Origin of the sequence: Geodermatophilus sp. TF02-6 (assembly GCF_003319115.1) — a bacterium.
In the GTDB taxonomy this organism is placed as follows: Bacteria; Actinomycetota; Actinomycetes; order Mycobacteriales; family Geodermatophilaceae; genus Geodermatophilus.
Genome location: NZ_QOHF01000019.1, coordinates 78,308 through 99,401, shown reverse-complemented (window position 1 = coordinate 99,401; position 21,094 = coordinate 78,308). Strand labels below are relative to the sequence as shown.

General features: G+C 76.1%; 18 protein-coding genes. All 18 read right to left on the bottom strand.

Annotated elements, in window-relative coordinates; all coding sequences use genetic code 11:
• Positions 1–139: 139 nt before the first annotated feature.
• The 18 genes from DQ238_RS17005 to pyrR all read right to left on the bottom strand — a co-directional run bounded on the left by DQ238_RS17005 (position 140) and on the right by pyrR (position 21,052).
• Positions 140–832 carry a DUF1775 domain-containing protein gene (locus DQ238_RS17005; protein ID WP_113782444.1) on the bottom strand — a complete coding sequence of 231 codons (693 nt, stop codon included), beginning with the start codon at positions 830–832 and terminating at the stop codon, positions 140–142.
• A 58-nt stretch (positions 833–890) separates the two neighbouring features.
• On the bottom strand, positions 891–2,273 hold the full coding sequence (locus DQ238_RS17000) for an RsmB/NOP family class I SAM-dependent RNA methyltransferase (protein ID WP_113782443.1): 1,383 nt from the start codon (positions 2,271–2,273) through the stop codon (positions 891–893).
• Positions 2,270–3,211, bottom strand: coding sequence for a methionyl-tRNA formyltransferase (locus DQ238_RS16995; RefSeq protein ID WP_113782442.1), 942 nt, complete (start codon positions 3,209–3,211; stop codon positions 2,270–2,272). The genes DQ238_RS17000 and DQ238_RS16995 overlap by 4 nt, the downstream gene beginning before the upstream one ends.
• The gene (gene def, locus DQ238_RS16990) at positions 3,208–3,741 is read right to left on the bottom strand and encodes a peptide deformylase (RefSeq protein ID WP_113782441.1); all 534 of its coding nucleotides are present in this window, start codon (positions 3,739–3,741) and stop codon (positions 3,208–3,210) included. Before def ends, DQ238_RS16995 begins: the two co-directional genes overlap by 4 nt.
• Positions 3,742–3,952: 211 nt before the next feature.
• Entirely contained in the window at positions 3,953–5,908 is a 1,956-nt protein-coding gene (locus tag DQ238_RS24265; RefSeq protein WP_113782440.1) for a primosomal protein N', read from the bottom strand.
• Positions 5,909–6,248: 340 nt separating this feature from the next.
• Positions 6,249–7,445 carry a methionine adenosyltransferase gene (gene metK, locus DQ238_RS16980; protein WP_113782439.1) on the bottom strand — a complete coding sequence of 399 codons (1,197 nt, stop codon included), beginning with the start codon at positions 7,443–7,445 and terminating at the stop codon, positions 6,249–6,251.
• 123 nt (positions 7,446–7,568) lie between these two features.
• A complete protein-coding gene (gene coaBC, locus DQ238_RS16975) occupies positions 7,569–8,780 on the bottom strand; it encodes a bifunctional phosphopantothenoylcysteine decarboxylase/phosphopantothenate--cysteine ligase CoaBC (RefSeq protein WP_113782438.1) in 1,212 nt (403 codons plus the stop codon).
• A 312-nt stretch (positions 8,781–9,092) separates the two neighbouring features.
• On the bottom strand, positions 9,093–9,356 hold the full coding sequence (gene rpoZ / locus DQ238_RS16970) for a DNA-directed RNA polymerase subunit omega (protein WP_113782437.1): 264 nt from the start codon (positions 9,354–9,356) through the stop codon (positions 9,093–9,095).
• 102 nt (positions 9,357–9,458) lie between these two features.
• Complete coding sequence (gmk, locus tag DQ238_RS16965) at positions 9,459–10,019, bottom strand: guanylate kinase (RefSeq protein WP_233496043.1); 561 nt, start codon at positions 10,017–10,019, stop codon at positions 9,459–9,461.
• Between the two features lie 59 nt (positions 10,020–10,078).
• Complete coding sequence (gene mihF / locus DQ238_RS16960; protein ID WP_113782435.1) at positions 10,079–10,432, bottom strand: integration host factor, actinobacterial type; 354 nt, start codon at positions 10,430–10,432, stop codon at positions 10,079–10,081.
• 347 nt (positions 10,433–10,779) lie between these two features.
• Positions 10,780–11,670: an orotidine-5'-phosphate decarboxylase gene (gene pyrF / locus DQ238_RS16955; protein ID WP_113782434.1), complete on the bottom strand. Its 891-nt coding sequence runs from the start codon at positions 11,668–11,670 to the stop codon at positions 10,780–10,782.
• The gene (locus DQ238_RS16950; RefSeq protein WP_233496042.1) at positions 11,667–12,578 is read right to left on the bottom strand and encodes a dihydroorotate dehydrogenase; all 912 of its coding nucleotides are present in this window, start codon (positions 12,576–12,578) and stop codon (positions 11,667–11,669) included. Before DQ238_RS16950 ends, pyrF begins: the two co-directional genes overlap by 4 nt.
• A 95-nt stretch (positions 12,579–12,673) precedes the next feature.
• Positions 12,674–13,609 (bottom strand): dihydroorotate dehydrogenase electron transfer subunit, encoded by a 936-nt coding sequence (locus tag DQ238_RS16945; protein ID WP_233496041.1) that lies wholly within the window; start codon positions 13,607–13,609, stop codon positions 12,674–12,676.
• The gene (gene carB, locus DQ238_RS16940) at positions 13,606–16,944 is read right to left on the bottom strand and encodes a carbamoyl-phosphate synthase large subunit (protein WP_113782432.1); all 3,339 of its coding nucleotides are present in this window, start codon (positions 16,942–16,944) and stop codon (positions 13,606–13,608) included. Before carB ends, DQ238_RS16945 begins: the two co-directional genes overlap by 4 nt.
• A complete protein-coding gene (gene carA, locus DQ238_RS16935) occupies positions 16,944–18,113 on the bottom strand; it encodes a glutamine-hydrolyzing carbamoyl-phosphate synthase small subunit (RefSeq protein WP_113782431.1) in 1,170 nt (389 codons plus the stop codon). The genes carB and carA overlap by 1 nt, the downstream gene beginning before the upstream one ends.
• Complete coding sequence (locus DQ238_RS16930) at positions 18,110–19,426, bottom strand: dihydroorotase (protein WP_113782430.1); 1,317 nt, start codon at positions 19,424–19,426, stop codon at positions 18,110–18,112. Before DQ238_RS16930 ends, carA begins: the two co-directional genes overlap by 4 nt.
• A gap of 109 nt (positions 19,427–19,535) precedes the next feature.
• Entirely contained in the window at positions 19,536–20,456 is a 921-nt protein-coding gene (locus DQ238_RS16925; RefSeq protein WP_113782429.1) for an aspartate carbamoyltransferase catalytic subunit, read from the bottom strand.
• On the bottom strand, positions 20,453–21,052 hold the full coding sequence (pyrR, locus tag DQ238_RS16920; protein ID WP_113782428.1) for a bifunctional pyr operon transcriptional regulator/uracil phosphoribosyltransferase PyrR: 600 nt from the start codon (positions 21,050–21,052) through the stop codon (positions 20,453–20,455). Before pyrR ends, DQ238_RS16925 begins: the two co-directional genes overlap by 4 nt.
• Positions 21,053–21,094 lie beyond the last annotated feature (42 nt).

Sequence of the window (21,094 nt, the reverse complement as noted above, 5' to 3'; positions counted from 1 at the left end):
CAGCGAAAACGGCGGATCCACACGGCTCTACGATGGTCGACCTATCGTCGCGAGCACCAAGCCGACGCACGCCGCCATCACTTCCGACGACGACTCAGGCTCCAGGTTGTAGCCCTGTAGTACTAGGCCCGCGGCGCGATCACCTCCCCGCGCGGGAGCGGCGGTACCACAGGCCGGCGGCGAGAGCGGCGACGACCACCGCGGCGCCGCCGACGAACCAGCCGGTGCCGGTCCCGTCGCCGGCCGCGACCGCGGTGGCCGGGGTGCTCGCCGCTGCCGACGAGGTGGCCGGGGTGCTCGCCGGCGCGGAGGTGGCCGCGCTCGTCGCCGGCGCCGGGGCTCCCGGGGCGACGGTCAGGACCGGCGCGGGCATCTCCGGCTCCGGAGCGCCGGAGGCCGCCTGCTCGATCCAGGCGTCCTCGCTGCCGTCGGTGTAGCGCACCACGGTGGGGAACACCAGCTCGGTCGTGCCGGCGGGCAGCTGCGCGACGGTGACGGAGTAGTCGGCGTCCTCACCGACGGCGAGCGCGGGCCCGGTGACCTGGAACCCGTCCCCCGTGGGGGCGAGCGCCCACCCCGTCGGGCCGGAGGCCAGGGTGACGTCCGCGGGGGCGATGCCCTGCGGGAGCTGGGTCGCCACGGCGGCGACACCCGCATCCGGCGACTCGGCCTCGGCGGCGAACGTCACGGCCACCGGCCCGGTGCCGGCCACGGCCCCGGGCGCGCTGACCTCGACGTGCGCGGAGGCGGTACCGGTACCGGCGGCGAGGAGGACGGCGGCGAGCAGGGCGGTGGTGAGGGTCCGGCGCGCAGCCGGGCGTGAGGAGGTCACGGTGCTGGAGTCGCCCGCCGGAGCCCGGGAGTTCCCGGGCCCCGGCGGACACGGGTCGTCAGCGGGTGCGGCGCAGCAGCGCCATGAACATCGCGTCGGTGCCGTGCCGGTGCGGCCACAGCTGCCCGTGCTCTCCGCGCGCCACGTCGGGCACCTCGGGGAACAGGGGCGCGACCGGCAGCGCCTCGACGTCGTCGCGGCGGGTGGCGGCGTCGACCACGGCGACGGTCTCGGCCGCGTGCGGCGAGCAGGTCACGTAGGCCACCACACCGCCGACGCGCACCGAGGCCAGCGCGCCGTCCAGCAGCGCCGTCTGCAGCTCCACCAGCGGCGGCACGTCGTCCGGCGTCCGCCGCCAGCGCACCTCGGGACGGCGGCGCAGCGCGCCCAGCCCGGTGCAGGGCGCGTCGAGCAGCACCCGGTCGAAGGAGCCCGGGGCCCACGGCGGCGTCCTGCCGTCTGCGACGAGCACCTCGACGTCGTCCTCGCCGCGCAGCGCCTGCCGGACCAGCTCGGCGCGGTGCGGTGCGCGGTCGGCGGCGGTCAGCCGCACCCCGGAGGGCCGGACGGCGGCCAGCAGGGCGGCCTTGCCGCCGGGCCCGGCGCACACGTCGAGCCAGGCGGCGTCGGAGCCCTCGAGCGGCGCGCGGGTGAGCAGCAGCGCGGCGAGCTGACTGCCCTCGTCCTGCACCGCCGCGGCGCCGGAGCGCACCGACGGCACGCGGGCCGGGTCACCGCTGCCCAGCCGGACGGCGTACGGCGACCAGGGGCCCGGGGTGCCGCCGGACTCCTCCACCAGCTGCTCGCGGGGCACCCGCCGGGCGACCAGGTGCACCTCGGGGGCGGCGTCGTCGGCGAACAGGGCGGCCTCGAGCTCCTCCTCGCCGCCGAGCGCGTCCCGCCAGGCCCCGACGATCCAGCGCGGGTGGTCGGTGGCCAGCGCCAGCCGCTGCTCGGCGTCGCCGTCGAGCCGGTCGAGCCAGGCCGCGCGGTCCCCGCCGTCGGCGACCCTGCGCAGCACCGCGTTGACCAGGCCGGAGGCGCCGGTACCGACGATCGCCCGGGTGAGCGCCACCGTCGTGTCGACGGCGGCGTGGGCGGGCACCCGCAGGTCGAGCAGCTGGTGGGAGCCCAGGCGGAGCAGGTCGAGGACCCGCGGGTCGAGGGCGTCCAGCGGCCGGTCGACCAGCCGGGCGAGCACCGCGTCGAGGGTGCCCTGGGCGCGCAGGGTGCCGTAGGCCAGCTGGGTGGCGAACGCCGCGTCGCGGGAGGTGAGGTCGCCCTCGCGTTCGCGCAGCAGCTGGGGCAGCAGCAGGTTGGCGTAGGCGGCGCGGGAGGAGACCCCGTCGAGGACGTCGTAGGCGGTCAGCCGGGCACCGTCGAGCACCGGCCGGCGCCGGCGGGACGGCGGCCGCCGGTTGCCCCGCCGCGGGGCGCTCACGCCCCCTCCTGCGCGCCGAACCGCTCGCCGGGCGCCGGGCGGGCGCCGCGGGCCCAGTCGGCGGCCGGCACCATCCGCTTGCCGGCCGGCTGCACCTGGCCGAGCCGGACCGCACCGGAGCCGGCGCCGACCAGCACGCCGTCCGGCCCCACCGACACCTCCCCCGGGACCAGCCCGGTCGACGACGGCTGCGGCTCGACCGGGCCCAGCCGCAGCCGGTCGCCGCGCCAGGTGGTCCACGCGCCGGGCGCCGGGGTGACCCCGCGGACGCGGCGGTCGACGACGGAGGCGGGCAGCGCCCAGTCGACGCGGGCGTCGGCCGGCTCGATCCGCGGCGCGGAGCTGACCCCCTCGGCCGGCTGCGGCCGGGGCACCAGCGTGCCGGCCGCGATGCCGTCGAGGGTGACCAGCAGCAGCCGGGCGCCGCTGACCGCCAGCCGGCCGAGCACGTCGCCGGCGGTGTCCCGGGGGCCGATCGGCTCGGTGACCACCCCGTACACCGGGCCGGTGTCCAGCCCGGCCTCCAGCCGGAAGGTGGAGGCACCGGTGACCTCGTCGCCGGCCATGACCGCGTGCTGCACCGGCGCGGCACCGCGCCAGGCCGGCAGCAGCGAGAAGTGCAGGTTGACCCAGCCGTGGCGCGGCAGGTCCAGCGCTGCCTGCGGCACCAGGGCGCCGTAGGCCACCACCGGCGCGCAGTCGACGGCGAGGTCGGCGAGCTCCTCGAGGAAGCCCGGCTCGCGCGGGGAGCGCGGCTGGAGCACCGGCACGCCGGCGGCGTCGGCCCGCTCGGCGACCGCGGAGCGGCTCACCGTCCGGCCGCGGCCGGAGCGGGCGTCGGGCCGGGTGAGGACGGCGGCGACCTCGTGGCTGGAGCCGAGCAGGAGCTCCAGCGAGGGGACGGCGGCCTCCGGCGTCCCGGCGAACAGGAGCCTCAATGCGGGCTGACCTCCACGCGCGGCGTCCACGCCTGCGCGCCGGCCCACTCGGCCTCGGCGATCGCGGCCAGTGCCGCGGCCCGGGCCTCGGCGTCGAGCCGGTCGACGAAGAGCACCCCGTCGAGGTGGTCGACCTCGTGCTGCACCGCGCGGGCCAGCAGGTGCGAGCCCTCGACCCGCACGGGCTCGCCGAACGCGTCGAAGCCGGTCGCGGCCACGTACAGGGAGCGGCGGCAGTCGAACGCGAACCCGGGGATGGACAGGCAGCCCTCCAGACCCTCCTGGGCGTCCTCGCCGACCGGCGTGACCTGCGGGTTGACCAGGTGCCCGACCTCGCCGTCGACGTACCAGGTGAAGACCCGCAGCCCGACGCCGATCTGCGGAGCGGCCAGCCCCGCACCGCCGGCGGCGAACATGGTGTCGGTGAGGTCGGCGACCAGCCGGCGCAGCTCCCGGTCGAAGTCGACGACCGGGGCGGCCGGGGTGCGCAGCACCGGGTCGCCCAGCAGCCGGATGGGGGTCACGCTCACCGGTCGATCCTAGGCAGGACCGGCCGGCGCTCCCTCCGGCCCCGACCTCGGCGGCCCGTCCGTCCGTGGTCACCGTCAGGTGGCGACCCCGGTCGGCGCGTCGGACGGCCACCTACCGATGATCACGGCGAGGGCATGGTGACCACGGCGGACGTCGAGGAGCCCGTGGTCAGCCGCTCCCGGTCCGCCACCTGCACCGACACGCGGGCGCTCACACCAGGTCGAGGGGGTCCAGCTGCACGCGGACGTGCTCGGGTGCCTTCCTCGCGCTGCGGACCCCCTGCACCTGGGCCAGCGCGCGCGCCAGCGCCACCCCCTCCCCGCGCGGGACCCGCACCAGGTAGCGCTCCCGCTCTCCCTCCTGGCCGGGGCGCGGCGGCTCAGGGACGGGGCCGAGCACCTCGGCGTCGGCCGGCAGCCGCGCCGCGTCGAGGAACTCCGCCAGCGCGGCCCCCGAACCCGACAGCGCCGCGATGCGGGTGGCCGGCGGGAACCCCAGCTCGCGGCGGTCGGCGAGCTCCCGGGCGGCCAGCCACGCCGGGTCCCAGCGGACCAGCGCCTGGACGACGGGGTGGGCGGCGTCGGCGGCGACGACGACCTGCCCGCCGGCCGACGCCGGCCGCACGAGGGTGGCGGCGTTCATCCAGCGGCGCAGGGTCTCCTCCCCGGCTCGCAGGTCGGCCCGGCCGAGCAGGGCCCAGGAGTCCAGCAGCAGCGCCGCGCCGTAGCCGCCCTCGGCGATCGGCTCGGCGCCCGGGGTGGCGACGACCAGCGCGGGCGTGCCGGGCACCGAGGGCAGCACGCCGGAGCCGCGGCCGGAGACCCGCACCGCGGCCCCCGGGAAGGCCCGGCCCAGCTCCTCGGCGGTGCGGGCGGCGCCGACGACCGAGGCGCGCAGCGTGGTGCCGGAGCAGTGCGGGCAGGCGAAGGTCGCGGCCGGGCGGGCGCACCAGCGGCAGGCCGGTACCCGCGACCCGCCGGGCCCGGGGGTCGGGGAGACGCCCAGCGGCCCGGAGCACACCCGGCAGCGGGCCGGGGCGCGGCACCGCTCGCAGGCCAGCCCGGGCGCGTACCCAGCCCGCGGCACCTGCACCAGCACCGGTGCGCCGTCCGCGAGGGCCTGCCGGGCCACGCGGGAGGCGAGGCTGGGCAGCCGGGCGGTGCGGGCGGCGGGGTCGCGGGCCAGCTCGGCGTCGTCGCCGAGAGCCTGCACCCGCGGCGCGGCGGCGCGCAGGGTGGCTCGGTCGGCGACCAGCTCGTGCGCCCAGCCGCTCTCCACCAGCAGCTGGGCTTCGGCGGTGCGTGCGGTCGCCGCCACGACAGCCGCACAGGAGGCCAGGTGGGCGCGGTGCAGGAGGACGTCGCGGGCGTGCGCGTAGGGGGCGCGCGGCTCGGCGTGCAGGTCGTCCCCGTCGTCCCAGACCGCGACCAGCCCGAGGTCGGCCACCGGCGCGTAGACCGCGGCCCGGGCGCCGAGCACCACCCGCGCGCTGCCCCGGACGACGTCCAGGAAGCGGCGGTAGCGCGCGTCGGGGGCGGCGTCGGCCCGCAGCACGGCGACCGAGCCCGCCGGTAGTCGAGCCTCGGCGGCGGTGGCCAGCCGGTCCAGGTCGCGGCCGTCGGGGACGACGACCAGCGCGCCGCGGCCGCCGGAGAGCGCGGCCTGGCACAGCTCGACCAGCCGGGCCGGCCAGTCCTCGCCGGGCAGCGACGTCCAGACCGCGCGGGCCGGGCGGCCCTCGGCGACGGCGGCCAGCAGCGCCGGGCCGGTCGGGTAGCGGGCGAAGCCGGTCGGGTCCGGCACGGGCGGCGGTGGGGGCGGCTCGGCCGCCGGTCGCTTCTCGGCGGCGGCACGGCGGGGCGGGACGGCCAGCCGCAGGACGTCGGTCGCCGTGCCGCCCCAGCGGTCGGCGACCGAGCGGGCCAGCGCCGCGACCTGGGCGGTGAGCACCGGTTCCGGCGACACCAGCTTGGCCAGCGGCGCCAGCTCCCCGCCGTGCCCGCTGGTCTCGCCGAGCTCCAGCACGAACCCGTCGACCAGCTGCCCGGCGAACCGGACCCGCACCCGGCAGCCGGCCCGGATCTCGGCCGCCATGGTCTCGGGGACGGCGTAGTCGAACGGCCGGTCGAGGTGCGCCAGGGGCACGTCGACGACGACCCGGGCCACCCGCGGGAGGCGGGTGTCCGGGTCGGGGCCGGCGGGAGCGAGCCGGGGCGGGGCCGAGGTCAGCGGGGTCTCCGTTCGGCGGGCGTGGCGGTCACCCGGCAGTGTCGCCGCGGGGTATGACGGCGCTGCGACGCTCCCACGGCCCCGTCCCGGCCCGGCTCCGAGCCTGCGAGGGTCGAGGCAGGACTCCCTTGTCCCCCACCGGAGAAGGACCCCGTCCCGGCCCCCGTCCCGAGGCCCCCTCCCGGGTACGGCCGGCCCCTCTGCAGGGTCCCGCTGCGAGCCTGCGAGCAGTGGGGGCAGAGGGGTCCTCTCCGAGGCGTGGGAGGAGGGTGGCCCTTCAGGCCCCCGCGGCCGACCGCAGGGCGCCGACCCGGTCCAGCCGCTCCCACGGGAAGTCGGCGTCGGACCGGCCGAAGTGCCCGTAGGCGGCCGTCGGCCGGTAGATCGGGCGCAGCAGGTCCAGGTCGCGGACGATGGCGCCCGGCCGCAGGTCGAACACCGTGGTGATCGCCTTCTCCAGGGCCTCCTCCGGCACCGTGCTGGTGCCGAAGGTCTCCACGAACAGGCCGACCGGGTGCGCCGCACCGATCGCGTAGGCCACCTGGACCTCGCAGCGGCGGGCCAGCCCGGCGGCGACGACGTTCTTGGCCACCCAGCGCATCGCGTAGGCGCCCGACCGGTCGACCTTCGACGGGTCCTTGCCGGAGAAGGCGCCGCCGCCGTGGCGGGCCATGCCGCCGTAGGTGTCCACGATGATCTTGCGGCCGGTCAGCCCGGCGTCACCCATGGGGCCGCCGATGACGAACTTGCCGGTGGGGTTGACCAGCAGCCGGTGGCCGGTGGTGGGCAGGCCGAGGCCGGCCAGCTCGGGCTCGACGACGAGCTCCTCCACGTCCGGCGTGAGCAGCTGCTCGATGGAGATGTCCTCGGCGTGCTGGGAGGAGACCACCACGGTGTCCACGGCGACCGGCCGGTCGTCCTCGTAGACGACGGTGACCTGGGTCTTGCCGTCGGGCCGCAGGTAGGGCACCGAGCCGTCCTTGCGCACCGCCGCCAGCCGCCGCGCCAGCCGGTGCGCCAGCGCGATCGGCAGCGGCATGAGCTCGGGGGTCTCGTCGGTGGCGTAGCCGAACATCAGGCCCTGGTCGCCGGCGCCCTGCCGCTCGACCTCGTCCTCGGTGTCGCCCGAGGTGCGCGCCTCGTAGGCGGTGTCGACGCCCTGCGCGATGTCCGGCGACTGCGAGCCGAGGGAGACGCTGACCCCGCAGGAGGCCCCGTCGAAGCCCTTGCGGGAGGAGTCGTAGCCGATGCCGAGGATCGTGTCCCGGACGATCGACGGGATGTCGACGTAGCCCTCGGTGGTGACCTCGCCGGCCACGTGCACCAGGCCGGTGGTGATGAGGGTCTCCACGGCGACCCGGCTGCGCGGGTCCTGCGCCAGCATGGCGTCGAGGATCGCGTCGCTGATCTGGTCGGCGATCTTGTCCGGGTGGCCCTCGGTCACCGACTCGGACGTGAAGAGGCGGCGTGGCACTCGGTACTCCCTGGTCTCGGTGTCGGGGCGGCGGGCGCCCGGAGGTGGGCGGTGCGTCGGGTGCACGTTACCGGCGTGCACCGGCGCCGGCGCGGGTCAGTGGGCGGCGGCGGGGTGGGCGGCTCAGGGCAGACGGGGGACGACGGCGTCCCAGATGCCGGCGGCCACGGCGTCCTTGCTGCCCTCGGGCAGCTCGGTGGCGGTGCCGTCGGCGGCGAGCACCACGGCGGCGTTGTCCGGCCGGCCGAACACCCGGCCGCCGGAGACGTCGTTGACCACCAGCAGGTCGCAGCCCTTGCGGGCGAGCTTGGCGCGGGCGTGGGTGAGCACGTCGCCCTCGTCGTCCCCGGTCTCGGCGGCGAAGCCGACGACCAGCTGGCCGGTCGGGCGCTTGGCGACCAGCTCGGCGAGGACGTCGGGGTTGCGCACCAGCGGCACCGCGCTCGGCTCAGCGGCGCTGTTCTTCTTCAGCTTGGTGCCGGCGACCGCCGCGGGCCGGAAGTCGGCGACCGCGGCGGTCATGACGACGACGTCGGTCTCGACCGACTCGGCGAGCACCGCGGTGCGCAGCTCCTCGGCGGTGCCGACCGGCACGACGCGGACGCCGAACGGGGCCGGCAGCTCGACGTTGGCCGCCACCAGGACGACCTCGGCGCCGCGGGCGGCGGCGACCCGGGCCAGCGCCCACCCCTGCCGCCCCGAGGAGCGGTTGCCGAGGTAGCGGACCGGGTCCAGCGGCTCGCGGGTGCCCCCGGCGCTGACCACGACCCTGCGGCCGGCGAGGTCCGGGGCCAGGGCGGCCGAGCCGGAGCCGAGCACGACCAGGGCGAGGGCGGCGACGTCGGCGGGCTCGGGCAACCGCCCGGGGCCGGAGTCGGGGCCGGTGAGCCGGCCGACCGCGGGCGGTAGCACGATCGCGCCGCGGCGGCGCAGGGTGGCGACGTTGTCCCGGGTGGCCGGGTGCAGCCACATCTCGGTGTGCATGGCCGGGGCGAAGAGCACTGGGCAGTGCGCGGTGAGCAGGGTGGCGGTGAGCAGGTCGTCGGCGCGGCCGGCGGCGGCCCGGGCGAGCAGGTCGGCGGTGGCGGGCGCGACCACGACCAGGTCGGCGGTCTGCCCGATGCGGACGTGGGCCACCTCGTCGACGTCGTCCCAGACGTCGGTGGTGACCGGGTTGCCCGACAGCGCCTCGAAGGTGGCGGCCCCGACGAAGCGCAGCGCCGCCGGCGTCGGGACGACGCGGACGTCGTGCCCGGCCTCGGTGAACGCCCGCAGCAGCAGCGCGGCCTTGTAGGCGGCCACGCCCCCACCGATGCCCAGCACGATCCGGCTCACGGCCGTGCTCCGCGGGTGCTGGCCGGCTCGTCCACCGGATCCTCCTCACCCGAGGACCCACCCGGCAGGTGCTGCCGGGTGCGTCCTCTCCAGTCCCAGTCCCCTCGTCCGGGCCGGCCCCCGCTAACGGCCCCTCTGCAGGGGCCCGCCGCGGCCCCGTCCCGGGCACCGCCCCGAGCCTGCGAACGGCGGGGGGCAGGGGCGGCCCCGTCCCGGGTCCCACCCTGAGCCTGCGAAGGGTGGGGAGGACGGGCGGCCCTCCTGCAGGGTCCCGCCGCGAGCCTGCGAACGGTGGGGGGCAGGAGGGTCCTTTCAGTGATCGCCGGCAGTGTGGGTGAGCAGGCCCTCGTTGATCTCGCGCAGCGCGATCGACAGCGGCTTCTCCTGGGGCGCGGTGTCGACCAGCGGGCCGACGTACTCGAGCAGGCCCTCGGAGAGCTGGCTGTAGTAGGCGTTGATCTGCCGCGCGCGCTTGGCGGCGAAGATCACCAGCCCGTACTTGCTGCTGGTGCGCTCGAGCAGCTCGTCGATCGGCGGGTTGGTGATGCCCTCGGGGGCAGGTGCGACTCCGGACACGGGCGGGCGTGCTCCTCAGCGATCGTCGGACGGGAGTGTCGGGGGGGGGCGGACCGGGCCCCATCACTCGGAGGCGTCGGCACGCCGGACCGGACGGCCGGGCTACGGCGCAGTCAGCAACCATACCAACTCGTCCGCGGCCCGGGCGACGTCGTCGTTGACCACCACCACGTCGAACTCCCCGGCGGCGTCCAGCTCGGCCTGGGCGATGGCCAACCGCCGCTCCTGGACGGTGGGCGGCTCGGAGCCACGGCCGGCCAGCCGGCTGACCAGCTCGCCCCACGACGGCGGCGCGAGGAACACCAGCTGGGCCCCGGGGTCGCGCGCGCGGACCTGGCGGGCGCCCTGCAGCTCGATCTCCAGCAGAGCCGGCGCCCCGGTGGCGAGCCGCTCGCGCACCGGGGCGACCGGCGTGCCGTAGCGGTTGCCGGCGTACTCGGCCCACTCGAGCAGGCCGTCCTCGACGATCAGCCGGTCGAAATCGGCGTCACTCACGAAGGAGTAGTGCACCCCCTCGACCTCACCGGGGCGCGGACGGCGGGTGGTGGCCGACACCGACACCCACACGCCGGGGTACCGGCGCCGCACCTCGGCCACCACGGTGCCCTTGCCCACGCCGGAGGGTCCGGAGAGGACGGTCAGGCGGGCGGGGGCGGCCTCCACCGCTCGTCGGTCCACGTCGCGGGTCGGGTGCGAGGTGGTGCCTGCGGTGCCCTCGACGGTCAGACGGCGCCCTCGGGGACCTGCTCGGGGACGATCTCCTTGCCGCCGAACTCCTGCTCCAGCGCCCGGCGCTGGTTGGCGCCGAGGCCGCGGACCCGGCGGGTGGGCGAGATCTCGAGGCGCTCCATGATCTTCGCCGCGCGTGCCTTGCCCACCCCGGGCAGGGACTCCAGGACCGCGGAGACCCGCATCTTGCCGATCACCTCGTCGGTATCGCCCTGCTTGAGGACGTCGGCGACGGTGGCGCCCTTGCTCTTGAGTCGCTCCCGCAGCTCGGCGCGGGCCTTGCGGGCGGCCGCGGCCTTCTCCAGTGCTGCGGCGCGCTGTTCGGGGGACAGGTCAGGGAGTGGCATGGTGCGACCCAATCTGTCGTCGCCGGCCAACGTCTTCGACCGGTCGGGGCTCGGGGCTGTGTCGGGGTCAGGGCTCGCTGCTGAGCCTGGCGGTCAACCTAGTTCCCGGTGTATGCGCAGGTCACGTCCGTCCGCATCGCGGGTTTCGAGCGGTCGGTGAGGCGGCCTCCACTCTCCGTGTCGACCAGTGGTGACCGTGCGTCATCCTCGCAGGTCACAAGCGCGAGCGCACCATGGTGCAGCCGGCGGTGCAGCGGACGGGTCCGTCCGACACACCGGAGGACGACACGCCGACGGCTGCACCGAACCCCCTGGTGACGCGGCCGGAAGAAGGCTGCCCGGCAAGCTCAGCCGGCCAGCTCGGCGGCCCAGCGCTCCGCGGCGGCGCGCAGCCCGGCCCGGTCGGGACCCGCGGCGAGCACATCCCGTGACACCGTGGGGACGACGGCCGCGCCGGCTACCAGGCCGTCGCCGAACAGCCGGCGCAGGTCGGCGACCGACCCGCCCTGCGCGCCCAGCCCGGGAGCGAGCACCGGGCCGCCGAGACCGGTGAGGTCGACGTCCAGCGCGCGCAGCGTGGCGCCGACGACGACGCCGAACGAGCCGGTCGCCGGCCCCCACCGGCTCGCGGTGTCGCGGACGGCGGCGACGTCGGGCAGCGGGTCGCCGACCACCCAGTCGGGGGTGTTCCAGCAGCGCACGGTGTCGACGACGACCTGGGCGACGGTCCGCTCCCCCACCCGCGCGGACTGCAGCGTGCCGGCGTCCGGGTTGGACGTACGGGCCAGCACGAACAGCCCGCCGCCGGACTGCCGGGCGGTGTCGACGGCCGGCTGCAGGGCGCCCGGGCCGAGGTAGGGGCTGACCGTCATCGCGTCCGCGTGCAGCGGGTGGCCGGGGCGCAGGCAGTCCGCGTAGGCGTCCATCGTCGAGCCGATGTCGCCGCGCTTGGCGTCGAGCAGCACCAGCGCGCCGGCGTCCCGCGCCCGGGCGACGGCGTCCTCCAGCACGGCCAGGCCGCGCGAGCCGTGCCGCTCGTAGAAGGCCAGCTGCGGCTTGAGGACGGCGACCGAGCCGGCGAGGGCGTCGACGACGACGTCGGTGAAGCGGGCCAGGCCCGCAGGGGAGTCGGGCAGGTCCCAGCGCTCCAGCAGCGGCGCGTGCGGGTCGATGCCGACGCACAGCGGGCCGCGGACGGCGACGGCGTCGGCCAGCCGCCGGCCGAACGGCTCCCTCATCGGTGCGCGTACCCGACGGCGTCGCACAGGGTGGCGAACCCGCGGGCGGCCAGGGCGCCCGCCAGCTCGTCGTGCACCCGGGCGACCGCGGAGGGGTCGGAGAACACCGCCGTGCCGACGCTGACCGCCGACGCCCCGGCGAGGACGAACTGCAGCGCGTCGAGGCCCCTGCGGATCCCGCCCATGCCGAGGATCGGCACCTGCGGCAACGCGGCGTGCACCTGCCAGACGCAGCGCAGGGCGACCGGCCGGATCGCCGGGCCGGAGAGCCCGCCGGTGACGCCACCGAGCACCGGCCGCATGGTGTCGGGGTCGATGACCAGCCCGAGCAGGGTGTTGATCATCGACAGGCCGTCGGCGCCGGCGTCCACCACCGAGCGAGCCACGCGCACGATGTCGGTGACGTCCGGGCTGAGCTTGGCGTAGACCGGCTGGGCGGGGTCGGCGGCCTCCCGGACGGCGCTGACGACGTCGGAGGCGGCGACGGGGTCGCACGCGAAGACCTCGCCGCGGCTCTCGACGTTCGGACAGCTGATGTTGACCTCGAGCCCGAGGACGCCGGGGGCGCCGCGCAACCGGGTGGCGAGCTCGGCGAAGTCGCGGGCGCGGGTGCCCGCGATCGAGACGAACGCGCGGACGCCGCGCTCGGCCAGCCAGGGCAGCTCGTCGGCGAGCAGGCCGTCGATGCCGGGGCCCTGCAGGCCGATGGAGTTGAGCATCCCGCTGGGTGTCTCGGCCATCCGCGGCGTCGGCCGGCCGGAGCGGGGGCGCAGCTGCACCGACTTGGTGACGACGGCCCCGATCGCGGTCAGGTCGACGAAGGGCTCGAGCTCCCGGCCGAACGCCGAACAGCCCGACGCGGTGAGCACCGGGCTCGGGATCTCGGCCTTGCCGAGCGCCGTGGTCATGTCGACAGGGGTCTCACCTGGCAGCCAGATCGGCGATGTGGTCGCCATGTCGCCCTCTTGGTGACCAGATCGCCGATGTGGACGCGCGGAAGAGCTCACGGGGCGACCACTCCCATCGCGTCGGCGCCGACGACGTCCGGCCGCAGCCGTCCGACGTCGGCGAAGCGCACCCGGTCACCGCCGAAGACCGGCCCCTCGGTGCAGGAGCGGGCGAACCGGGTGCGCCCGTCGGACCCCACCACCGGGAGCACGCAGGTCATGCAGACCCCGATGCCGCAGGCCATGGCCTCCTCGACCGCGACGTAGGACGGCACCCCGGCCGCGGTGGCCAGGTCGGCGACCGCCCGGAGCATCGGCATCGGTCCGCAGGCGTAGACGACGCCGGCGTCCGGGAGCTGCTCCTCCACGGCCACGGTCACCAGCCCCTGGCGCCCCTCGCTCCCGTCGTCGGTCGTGATCCACACGATGCCGGCGAGGACGCCCAGGTCGTCGACCGAGCACAGCCGGTCGGCCGACGCGGCGCCGACGACCGGCACCACGCGGGACCCGCGCTCCCGCAGCCGGGCGGCCAGGCCGACCAGGGCCGCCGCGCCGTAGCCGCCGCCGACCAGCAGGGCGGGCGTCCCGGGGGCCGGCAGCGGGAACGGCCGGCCGAGCGGGCCGACCACGTCGACGGCGTCCCCCGGCCGCAGCCCGGCCAGCCAGGTGGAGCCGGGTCCGTGCGGCGCGACGACGACGGTCACCGCGCCGTTGGCCGCCCCCGCGATCGCGATCGACCGGCGCAGCAGCATCGCCGAGGTCGGCCCGCCGACGGCGAAGGCGACGAACTGGCCCGGCTCGGCCCGCTCGGCGACGTCGGGGGCGGCGAGGGTGAGCTCGACGTAGGCGCCGACCGGCCGGGCCGCGACCACCTCGACCACCCGCTGCACCGGCGGCCGGGCGGCAACCGGCGCCGGCTCGGTCAGCAGCCGGCCATTGTGGCCACTTTGGCCGCTCGGCGAGGGGCCAAAGTGGCCACTTCGGCCCCTCACGGGCGGGCTCCGGCGGTCAGCGCGGCTCTGAGACCGGCATGGACCTCCTGCAGGCTGCGGACGCCGACGTCCCCCCGGCGCAGCGCCTCCACCCCCTGCACCGCGGCCGCCAGGCCCTGCACCGTGGTGATGCACGGGACGCCCTGGCTCACCGCCGCGGTCCGGATCTCGTAGCCGTCCAGCCGGGGCCCGCTGTTGCCGGGCGACCCGAACGGGGTGTTGACCACGATGTCGACGTCCCCGGCGAGGATCCGCTCCACCACGTTGCCCGGGCCCTCGCTGAACTTGCCGACCACCTCGCAGGCCACGCCGTTGCGGCGCAGGACCTGCGCGGTGCCGGCGGTGGCCAGCACCCGGAACCCGAGGTCGGCCAGCCGCTTGACCGGGAAGATCGCGGCCCGCTTGTCCCGGTTGGCCAGCGAGACGAACACCGTCCCCCCGGTGGGCAGCGAGCCGTAGGCGGCAGCCTGCGACTTGGCGAACGCCGTCCCGAAGCCGGCGTCGAGGCCCATGACCTCGCCGGTGGACTTCATCTCCGGGCCGAGCACGGTGTCGACGTTCTGCCCCTCGACGGTGCGGAACCGGTGGAACGGCAGCACCGCCTCCTTGACCGCGATCGGCACGTCCTCGGGCAGGTCGGCGCCGTCCCCGGACGCCGGCAGCACCCTGGCGGCGCGCAGGTCGGCGATCGACTCCCCCACCGCGATGCGGGCCGCGGCCTTGGCCAGCGCGACGGCGGTGGCCTTGGACACGAACGGCACCGTGCGGCTGGCCCGCGGGTTGGCCTCCAACACGTAGAGGACGTCGTCCTTGACCGCGTACTGCACGTTGAGCAGCCCGCGGACGCCGATCCGCGCGGCCAGCGCCTCCGTCGCGGCGCGGATGCGCACCAGGTCGGCCGGGCCCAGCGTGATCGGCGGCAGCGCGCAGGCGGAGTCCCCGGAGTGGATCCCGGCCTCCTCGATGTGCTCCATGACGCCGCCGAGGTAGAGCTCGGAGCCGTCGTAGAGGGCATCGACGTCGATCTCCACGGCGTCCTCGAGGAACCGGTCGACCAGCACCGGGTGCGCGGGGCTGACGTCGGTGGCCTTGGCGATGTAGGCCTCGAGCGTGGCGTCGTCGTAGACGATCTCCATGCCCCGCCCGCCGAGCACGTAGGAGGGGCGGACCAGCACCGGGTAGCCGACGGCCGCGGCGATCTCCCGCGCCTCGGCGAAGGTGGTCGCGGTGCCGTGCGCGGGCGCGGGCAGCCCGGTGTCGGCGAGCACCCGGGAGAAGGCGCCGCGGTCCTCGGCGGCGTCGATCGCCTCCGGGGCGGTCCCCAGCACCGGTACGGATGCCTCCTTCAACCTCCTCGCCAGGCCCAGCGGGGTCTGCCCGCCCAGGGTGCAGATGACGCCGGCGACCGGGCCGGCGGCGCACTCGGCCTCGTAGACCTCGAGGACGTCCTCGAAGGTCAGCGGCTCGAAGTACAGCCGGTCGGCGGTGTCGTAGTCGGTGGAGACGGTCTCCGGGTTGCAGTTGACCATCACCGCCTCGTAGCCGGCGTCCTGCAGCGCCATCACCGCGTGCACGCAGGAGTAGTCGAACTCGATGCCCTGCCCGATCCGGTTCGGCCCCGAGCCGAGGATGAGCACCGCCGGGCGCTCCCGCGGCTCGACCTCGGTCTCCTCGTCGTAGGAGGAGTAGTGGTAGGGGGTGCGGGCGGCGAACTCGGCGGCGCAGGTGTCGACGGTCTTGTAGACCGGCCGGACGCCGAGGCGCCGGCGCAGCGTGCGGACGCCGTCCTCCCCGGCCAGCTCCGGGCGCAGCGCGGCGACCTGCCGGTCGCTCAGGCCGTACCGCTTGGCCTTCCGCAGCACCTCGGCGGTGAGGGACGGCGCGCCCGCCACCTCGGCGCCGACCTCGCCGACCAGCGCGACCTGGTCGACGAACCACGGGTCGAAACCGCTGGCCCCGGCGACCTGCTCGACCGTGGCGCCGGCGCGCAGCGCGGCCTCGGCCAGGTAGAGCCGCCCGTCGACCGGGGTGCGCAGCGCCTCGAGCAGCTCGGCGGCCGACCGGGTCGCCGTGTCCCCACCCGCCCCACCGCCCCAGGCCGAACCGGTCCAGAAGCCGGCGGCCTTGGTCTCGGTGGAGCGCATCGCCTTGCCCAGCGCCTCGGGGAAGTTGCGGCCCAGGGCCATGACCTCGCCGACGCTCTTCATCGTCGTGGTCAGCCGCGGGTCGGCGCCGGGGAACTTCTCGAACGCGAACCGCGGGATCTTCACGACGACGTAGTCCAGCGCCGGCTCGAAGGCGGCCGGGGTGACGCCGGTGATGTCGTTGGTGATCTCGTCGAGGGTGTAGCCGATGGCCAGCTTGGCGGCGATCTTGGCGATCGGGAACCCGGTGGCCTTGGAGGCCAGCGCGCTGGAGCGGGAGACGCGCGGGTTCATCTCGATGACGACCAGCCGTCCGGTCTCCGGGTGGACGGCGAACTGGATGTTGCAGCCGCCGGTGTCCACGCCGACCGCGCGCAGCACCGCGATGCCGACGTCGCGCATGCGCTGGTACTCGACGTCGGTGAGGGTCATCACCGGGGCGACGGTCACCGAGTCGCCGGTGTGCACGCCCATCGCGTCGACGTTCTCGATCGAGCAGATGACGACCACGTTGTCGCTGCGGTCGCGCATCAGCTCGAGCTCGTACTCCTTCCAGCCGAGCACCGACTCCTCGACGAGCACGGTGGAGACCGGTGAGTCGGCCAGCCCGTGACCGGCCATCCGGCGCAGCGCCTCCTCGTCGGTGGCGAAGCCGGAGCCCAGGCCGCCCATGGTGAAGCTCGGCCGGACGACCACCGGGTAGCCGACCTCGGCGGCGGTCTGCAGCGCCTCCTCGACGCTCGCGCACACCCGCGAGCGCGGGGCGTCGGCGCCGACGGAGCGGACGATGTCCTTGAACAGCTGCCGGTCCTCGCCGCGGTTGATGGCCTCGACGTCGGCACCGATGAGCGCGACGCCGTACTCGTCGAGGACGCCGTTCTCGTGGAGCGCGATCGCCGTGTTGAGCGCGGTCTGCCCGCCGAGGGTGGCCAGCAGCGCATCGGGGCGCTCCTTGGCGATGACCTTCTCGACGAACTCCGGCGTGAGCGGCTCGACGTAGGTGGCGTCGGCGACCTCGGGGTCGGTCATGATCGTCGCCGGGTTGCTGTTGACCAGGCTGACCCGCAGCCCCTCGGCCTTGAGCACCCGGCAGGCCTGGGTGCCGGAGTAGTCGAACTCGGCGGCTTGGCCGATGAGGATCGGCCCGGAGCCGATCACCAGGACGTGCGTCAGATCGGTCCGCTTGGGCATCAGGCGCTCTTCTCCCCCGTGCTGTGCTCGACCGTCGGCGCCGGGCTCACCGCGTCCCGGCCCCGGCGGGCGTCCTCCATCAGGTCGACGAACCGCTGGAACAGCGGTGCGGCGTCGTGCGGGCCGGCCGCGGCCTCGGGGTGGAACTGCACGCTGAACGCCGGGACGTCGAGGCAGGCGAGCCCCTCCACCACGTCGTCGTTGAGACCCACGTGGCTGACCTCGACCCGGCCGTAGGGGGTGTCGGTGGGCCGGTCGAGCGGGGCGTCGACGGCGAAGCCGTGGTTGTGGCTGGTCACCCGCACCGTGCCGCTGACCCGGTCGAGCACCGGCTGGTTGAGCCCGCGGTGGCCGAAGCGCAGCTTGTAGGTGCTCAAGGTCAGCGCCCGGCCGAGGATCTGGTTGCCGAAGCAGATGCCGAACAGCGGCCGGCCGGCGTCGAGCACCCCGCGCACCGCCGCGACCGCATAGTGGGCCGCGGCGGGGTCGCCGGGGCCGTTGGAGAGGAACACGCCGTCGGGGCCGGCGGCGAGCAGGTCCGCAGGCGTCGCGGTGGCCGGCAGCACGTGCGTCTCCACGCCGAGGGCGGCCAGGTGGCGCGGGGTGGCGGTCTTGATGCCGAGGTCGAGCGCGGCGATGGTGAACCGCCGCTGCCCCACCGCCGGGACGACGTAGGGGTCGTTGGCGGTGACCGTGGGCGCCAGGTCCGCGCCGGTCATGCTCTCCGACGACCGCACCCGCAGCAGCAGCTCGTCGGCCGGGAGCCCCTCGCTGCTGATCCCGGCCCGCATCGCGCCGCGCTCGCGCAGGTGGCGGGTCAGCGCCCGGGTGTCGATGCCGCTGATGCCCACGACCCCCTGGGCGACCAGCTCGTCGTCCAGGGTGCCGGTGGCCCGCCAGTTCGCCGGGCGCCGGGCGGGGTCGCGGACGACGAAGCCGGCCACCCACATGCGGCGGCTCTCGTCGTCCTCGGCGTTGACTCCGGTGTTGCCGATGTGCGGGGCGGTCATCACCACGATCTGGCCGGCGTAGCTGGGGTCGGTGAGCGTCTCCTGGTAGCCGGTCATCCCGGTGGCGAACACCGCCTCGCCGAGCGTCGTCCCCACCGCGCCGTAGGCCTCGCCCCGGAACGTGCGCCCGTCCTCGAGCACGAGGATCGCCTGGGTCACCTGACCGCCTTCCCGTCCAGAACGGTCGGCGTCCCCCGCAGGAACGTCGCGACCACCCGGCCGGGCAGCTCCCGGCCGGCGTAGGGGCTGTTGCGGCTGCGGCTGGCCAGGCCTGAGGGGTCGACGACCGACCGCGCGCCGGGGTCCAGCAGCAGCAGGTTGGCCGGCTCACCCGGGGCCAGCGGGCGGCCGTGCCCGTCCAGGCGGGCGATCGCGGCCGGGCGGACCGACATGCGGTCGGCGACGCCGCGCCAGTCGAGCCGGGCGGTCTCGACCATGGTGGCGACGACGACCGACAGCGCCTGCTCCAGCTCGAGCATGCCGGGCCGGGCGCTGGCCCACTCGGTCTCCTTGTCCTCCACCGCGTGCGGGGCGTGGTCGGTGGCCACGCAGTCGAGAACGCCCTCGGCCAGCCCGGCCCGCAGCGCCTCGACGTCGGCGTCGGTGCGCAGCGGCGGGTTGACCTTGAACACCGGATCGTAGGGACCCCACCTGCCGCCGCCGTCGGAGTGGCCCTCGGCGCACGCGTCGGTGAGCAGCAGGTGGTGCGGGGTGACCTCGGCGGTCACCTGGACGCCGCGCTCCTTCGCCCAGCGGAGGATCTCCACCGATCCGGCGGTGGAGACGTGGCAGACGTGCAGCCGCGCGCCGACGTGCCCGGCGAGCAGCACGTCGCGGGCGATGACCGCCTCCTCGGCGGCGGCCGGCCAGCCGGTGAGGCCGAGGCGGGCGGAGCGCTCGCCCTCGTGCATCTGCGCGCCGACGGTCAGCCGCGGCTCCTCGGCGTGCTGGGCGACGACGCCGTCGAGGGCCTTGACGTACTCCAGCGCCCGGCGCATGAGGGCGGGGTCGGCGACGCAGTGCCCGTCGTCGGAGAAGACCCGCACCCGGGCGGCGGAGTCGGCCATCGCGCCGAGCTCGGCCAGCCGCTCGCCCGCGAGCCCGACGGTCACCGCCCCGACCGGGACGACGTCGACCAGCCCGGCGTCGCGGCCCAGCCGCCACACCTGCTCGACGACGCCGGCGGTGTCGGCCACCGGGTCGGTGTTGGCCATCGCGTGCACCGCGGTGTACCCGCCCAGCGCCGCGGCCCGGCTGCCGGTCTCGACGGTCTCGGCGTCCTCCCGCCCGGGCTCGCGCAGGTGGGTGTGCAGGTCGACCAGGCCGGGCAGCGCGACCAGGCCGGTGCCGTCGACGACCTGCGCGCCGGGCACGGACAGCGACTCGCCGATCGCGGCGATCCGGCCGTCCCGGAGCAGGAGGTCGGCGGCGTCCTCCCCGTAGGGGCGCGCTCCCGTGATCAGGACCGTCACGCCGGGGTCCCCGCGGGGACGTGGAGCGCCAGCGGAGCGGTCGCCCGGGTCCCCGCGGCGTTGTGGAGCGGAGCGGAGCAACGTCGGGGGGTGGCTTCGTGGGGTTGGCTCACGAGGGGGCGCCTCCCAGCAGCAGGTACAGGACGGCCATGCGCACGGAGACCCCGTTGCCGACCTGCTCGACGATCGTGGAGCGGGCGGAGTCGGCCACCTCGGCGGCGATCTCCATCCCGCGGTTCATCGGGCCCGGGTGCATGACGATCGCGTCGTCGGACAGCACGCCCATCCGGCGGGCGTCGAGGCCGTAGCGGCGGCTGTACTCGCGGGCGCTGGGGAAGAACGAGGCGGTCATGCGCTCGGCCTGCACCCGCAGCATCATGACGACGTCGACCTTGGGCAGCACGGCGTCCAGGTCGTAGGAGACCTCCGCCGGCCAGCTGCCCACGCCGACCGGCAGCAGCGTCGGCGGGGCGACGAGGGTGACCTCCGCGCCGAGGGTGGACAGCAGCCGCACGTTGGAGCGGGCCACCCGGCTGTGCAGCACGTCGCCGACGACCGCCACCCGCACCCCCTCGAGCCGGCCGAGGCGGGAGCGGATGGTGTAGGCGTCCAGCAGCGCCTGGGTGGGGTGCTCGTGGGTGCCGTCGCCGGCGTTGACCACGCTGCCGCGCACCCAGGTGGCCAGCCGGTGCGGCGCGCCGGAGGCCGAGTGCCGGACGACGACCGCGTCCGAGCCCATCGCCTCGAGGGTCAGGGCGGTGTCCTTGAGGCTCTCGCCCTTGGAGACGCTCGAGCCCTTGGCGGAGAAGTTGAGCACGTCGGCGGAGAGGCGCTTGGCGGCCAGCTCGAAGGAGATCCGGGTGCGGGTGGAGTCCTCGTAGAAGAGGTTGACCACCGTGCGCCCGCGCAGGGTGGGCAGCTTCTTCACCTCGCGCCCGGCCAGCGCGGCGTCGATCTGCGCGGCGGTGTCGAGCACCAGCGTGGCGTCGGCGCGGTCGAGGTCGGCGGCCTCCAGCAGGTGCCGCTTCACCGCTGAGCCTCCGTGACCAGCACCTCGTCGGCTCCGTCGACCTCCGTGAGGTGCACCCTGACCGACTGGCTGCGCGAGGTGGGCACGTTCTTGCCGACGTAGTCGGCGCGGATCGGCAGCTCGCGGTGGCCGCGGTCGACCAGCACGGCCAGCTGCACCGCGCGGGGCCGCCCGAGGTCGCGCAGGGCGTCCAGCGCCGCACGCACCGACCGGCCGGAGTACAGGACGTCGTCGACGAGCACGACCAGCCGGCCGTCGATGCCGCGGTCGGGCAGCACGGTGTCCTCCAGTGCCCGCACGCCGCGCATCCGCAGGTCGTCGCGGTAGAGGGTGATGTCGACGGTGCCGACGTCGACGGGGGTGCCGGAGAACGCCTCGACGCGGGCGGCCAGCCGGCGCGCCAGCGGGGCGCCGCGGGTGGGGATGCCGACGAGCACCAGGTCGGCGAGGGTCGGTCGGTCGTCACCCGCCCTCCCACCCCCGCCGCACCTCTCGATGAGCTGGTGGGCCATCCGGTCGACCACGCGGGCGACGTCGGCGGCGGAGAGCAGCGCTCCCGGCGGGCTGACCGGGGCAGCCGGGGACGAGCCGGCCATCAGGCCTCCTTCCCCGCCTCACGGGACGGGTCGTTAAAGGAG